At 45.1% G+C, this 2,511-nt stretch carries 3 protein-coding genes; 1 reads left to right on the forward strand and 2 read right to left on the reverse strand.

What is annotated here, in order from left to right; all coding sequences use genetic code 11:
* A partial coding sequence (locus E1163_RS01060) for an MBL fold metallo-hydrolase (protein ID WP_155168674.1) occupies window positions 1–823 on the forward strand: 823 nt, incomplete at its 5' end.
* Window positions 824–857: 34 nt separating this feature from the next.
* Here the strand turns inward: E1163_RS01060 and E1163_RS01065 are convergent.
* Window positions 858–1,763, reverse strand: a complete 906-nt coding sequence (locus tag E1163_RS01065; RefSeq protein WP_155168675.1) for an NAD(P)/FAD-dependent oxidoreductase — start codon at window positions 1,761–1,763, stop codon at window positions 858–860.
* 307 nt (window positions 1,764–2,070) lie between these two features.
* Window positions 2,071–2,427, reverse strand: a complete 357-nt coding sequence (locus E1163_RS01070) for a winged helix-turn-helix transcriptional regulator (protein WP_155168676.1) — start codon at window positions 2,425–2,427, stop codon at window positions 2,071–2,073.
* Window positions 2,428–2,511: the final 84 nt, after the last annotated feature.

The following is a 2,511-nucleotide window of genomic DNA, read 5'->3' on the forward strand; positions in this document are numbered from 1 at the left end:
CGGATCTGCTGACCGGATACGGAAAGAGGCTGAAAAAGTATTTGGTTCCAATAACAAACCCAGGGCCATAGTGCTTACCCACGGGCATTTTGATCATGTGGGGGCTTTGCCTGAGCTGTTGAAACATTGGAATGTGCCTGTTTATGCGCACCCTTTAGAAATGCCTTATTTAAAGGGCAAATCACATTATCCGCCGCCCGATCCTGCTGTGGGTGGTGGTGCCATGGCCTATATGTCGTGGGTATACCCTACAAAACCCGTAAACCTGGGTGATAAAGTTTTGCCTTTTCCTGCCAATGGCATTGTTCCTGAGCTTCCCGAATGGAAAATAATCCATACGCCGGGACACTCGCCGGGGCATGTTTCCCTTTTCAGAGAGCGGGACTGTACGTTGCTTGCGGGAGATGCCTTCGTTACGGTCAACCAGAACTCTGTATTTTCAGTGATCAGCCAGAAAGAAGAGTTTCATGAACCTCCTGCTTATTTTACCATCGACTGGCAGGCTGCCAAGAAGTCTGTTCAGGAACTGGCCAGGCTGAACCCTAAGGCTATCGGCACCGGGCATGGTTTGCCGGTGAGTGGCAGAAAGTGGCAAAACCGCTTTGCCAGGTTTGCTGAAAATTTTGATAACTACATCCCTGAAGATGGCAGGTATGTAAAACAGCCTGCGCATACAGATGAATCCGGCATTGTGGATATGCCCGAGCCTACTTCTTATAAACGGGCCAGGCTAGTAGCAGGTATCGGATTGGGGGTTGTGGCAGGTGCAGCTTTGGCATTTATTAGCAGAAAGATAAAAAAGGGCAACAGTGATATAGTTTAACCGCGACCTGTTATCGCGGTTAAGTAACTGGTTGTTAAAATTCTTCTGTTATTAATGTGTTATTCAATGAGGCTCCCGCAGTGGTACCACTGGCTACGGCATGAGAAACTGCACGCATGCCAGAATTGTCTCCACATGCAAATACGCCGTCAACACTGGTTTTCTGCATTGCATCTACCTCCAGCAGCCCGCTATCAGTAAGTTTGCAACCCAGCTTTTCCGGTATGTCGGTTTGCTGAATAAAATCGGGCCTTGAGTAAATGGCATTTACTGAGATAGCTGAGCCATCATTAAACACTACCTCCCGGACATAGCCTTCCGAGTGGTCAATATAATCAACCGGAGTTTCTATAATTTCTATTCCGTTTTTTATGATCTGCGCCGTTTGTTCTTCGGTCAGGGTCGATTTGCCGTTTGTAAAAACTGAAAGCTTTTTAGTCCAGTTAAAAATCAACTGAGCATAATGAAATGCCACATCTCCGTTAGCCAGTATGGCAGTCTTTTCGTTTTTCACTTCATAACCATGGCAGTACGGGCAGTGGATAACGGATATCCCCCAGCACTCGGCAAAACCTTTGATATCGGGCATGATATCTTTCAGGCCGCTGGCAAATATCAACTTTTTTGCAGTGAACTTATCCCCGGATTTTGTTTCCAGCTCAAATCCATGCTTCACTTTTTTGCCTGTAGTAGCTAAACCTTCATAGAAAGAGACGGTATCATATTTTAACACCTGCATTTTGGCATCATGTGCTATTTCTGCCGGTTTTCTGCCGTCTTGTGTTATGAAATTATGCGAATGGGGCGTTTGCCTGTTGCAGGGTGTGCCTCCATCTATCACCAGCACTTTCCTCGACGCTCTCCCTAATGCCATAGCAGCAGAAAGTCCGGCGTAACTCCCTCCGATGATAATTGCCTCATAGTGACTGTTTTGCTTCATTTCCCTTCTTTTGATTTGTTGTTTTGTTTTCCCGTGAAGATAAATGAAATTTATTCAAATGCAACAAAGTTGCATTTAAAATGTACAGAAATGCGCAGATAGGTCGGTCAGAGGATAGATACGATGGCAGAGTATTTCGCTCTTTCAGAGCTTGTACCTACATAAGATGATTTAACAAAAGGCTTCACCTTTTGCTGATAGCTTGGGCCCTTTCAGGGCAGAGTTGCGGGTTACGTAGAAATGGCCTCCTCCCGCTGCCGTATGATAACAATCCACAAGATTCCTTCTACCTGTCCACATTAACCTTTCAACAACCAGCCACCTGCTCCACTCCTTGGCTCATACCCGCGACCTGGTGGCCCCATTGGGATATGGCATCGAGGACGGGGATGAGAGTTTTGCCAAAGTCGGTGAGTTCATACTCTACTTTTAATGGTGGTTTGCTTGTATAAACTTTTCTGGAGATCAGGCCGTCGTCTTCAAGTTGTTTAAGTTGAAGGCTCAGTGTCCTTTCTGTTATGGTGGGGATGTCTTTTCGGAGTTCGTTATACCTTTTAGACCTGGTTTTCAGGTGAATGAGTATGACGGATTTCCACTTGCCTCCGATATACTTCATCGTAAGGCTTGTGCTACATGGGTAAATTTTATTTTCTACTTTATACATTGATAATCAGCACTTTAAATAAACATGTCAGTTACTATCCATTTTGACCGTTATTGCAAATATATGAAGCTATATTTAGGTTTG

The organism is Fulvivirga kasyanovii (assembly GCF_009711405.1).
In the GTDB taxonomy this organism is placed as follows: Bacteria; Bacteroidota; Bacteroidia; order Cytophagales; family Cyclobacteriaceae; genus Fulvivirga; species Fulvivirga kasyanovii.

What these genes read in the sequence shown, in the direction of transcription:
- E1163_RS01070 (WP_155168676.1), bottom strand. Translation starts at nt 2,427, where the DNA reads ATGTATAAAGTAGAAAATAAAATTTACCCATGTAGCACAAGCCTTACG.
- E1163_RS01065 (WP_155168675.1), bottom strand. Translation starts at nt 1,763, where the DNA reads ATGAAGCAAAACAGTCACTATGAGGCAATTATCATCGGAGGGAGTTAC.